General features: G+C 66.4%; 2 protein-coding genes. Both read right to left on the reverse strand.

All coding sequences use genetic code 11. From position 1 onward, the window contains the following. A partial coding sequence (locus HHL25_RS23385) for a fumarylacetoacetate hydrolase family protein (protein WP_169595649.1) occupies nt 1-812 on the reverse strand: 812 nt, incomplete at its 3' end. A gap of 27 nt (nt 813-839) precedes the next feature. Further along, a partial coding sequence (locus HHL25_RS23390; protein WP_169595650.1) for an SDR family oxidoreductase occupies nt 840-1,250 on the reverse strand: 411 nt, incomplete at its 5' end.

The following is a 1,250-nucleotide window of genomic DNA, read 5'->3' on the forward strand; positions in this document are numbered from 1 at the left end:
CCGAGGCCATGGATTCCGAGTTCGACGGTGTCGCCGGCTTTCAGGTAACGGGGCGGCTTCATGCCCATGCCGACGCCGGGGGGTGTGCCGGTGGAGATGACGTCGCCGGGATGCAGGCTCATGAACTGGCTGAGATAGGAGACAAGGTGGGCGATGCCGTAGACCATGGTCGAGGACGTGCCGTCCTGCATGGTCTCGCCATTGACCTTCAGCCACATCGAAAGGGCCTGCGGATCGGCGACCTCGTCCTTCGTGACCAGCCAGGGGCCGATCGGGCCGAACGTGTCGCAGGACTTGCCCTTGGTCCACTGGCCGGCGCGCTCGGTCTGGAAGGCGCGTTCCGAGACGTCGTGGGAGACGCAGTAGCCGGCGACATAGTCGAGTGCGTCGGCCTCGGAGACGTATTTGGCTTTTCTGCCGATGACCACGCCGAGCTCGACCTCCCAGTCGGTCTTTTCCGAACCGCGGGGGATCAGCACGTCGTCGTTCGGGCCGCAGATCGCCGAGGTCGCCTTCATGAAGATGACCGGCTCGGGCGGCACGGCCATGCCGCTTTCGGCGGCGTGGTCGGAATAGTTGAGCCCGATGCAGATGAACTTGCCGGTGCCGGCAACGCAAGGACCGATGCGCTCGTCGGCCGACAGTTCCGGCAGCGCGGCGGGGTCGAGGGCGGCGATCTTGGCAAGGCCTTCCGGCGAGATCGCCGCGCCGCCGATATCGCTCACATGGGCGGAGAGATCACGGATCTTGCCATGCCTGTCGAGGAGGGCGGGCTTTTCCTGGCCGGGCTGGCCGACGCGCATCAGTTTCATGGGGGGTATGTCCTTTCGGAAAGAGAATTAGATGGTCCAGCCGCCGTCGATGGCGAAGGCCTGGCCGGAGGTATAGGTGGCGCCGGCGATGTAGACGGCGAGATCGGCGATCTCTTCCGGCGTGCCGAGGCGGCCCATCGGCTGGCGGGCGATGAAGGCGGCGCGCGCCGCGTCATAGTCGCCCTGAGCCTTCATGCGCTCCTGCAGCGAGGGGCTTTCGACCGTGCCGGGGCAGATCGCGTTGCAGCGGATACCTTGCGTCACGTAGTCGGCGGCGATCGACTTGGTGAGCCCGACCACGGCGGCCTTGGTGACGGTATAGGCGCAGCGGTTTGGCACCCCCTTCACCGAGGAGGCGACCGAGGCCATGTTGATGATCGAGCCGTCGCCGCGGGCGATCATTCCGGGCAGCACGGCGCGGATGGTGCGGATCATGGC

The organism is Rhizobium terricola (genome assembly GCF_012927355.1).
In the GTDB taxonomy this organism is placed as follows: Bacteria; Pseudomonadota; Alphaproteobacteria; order Rhizobiales; family Rhizobiaceae; genus Allorhizobium; species Allorhizobium terricola.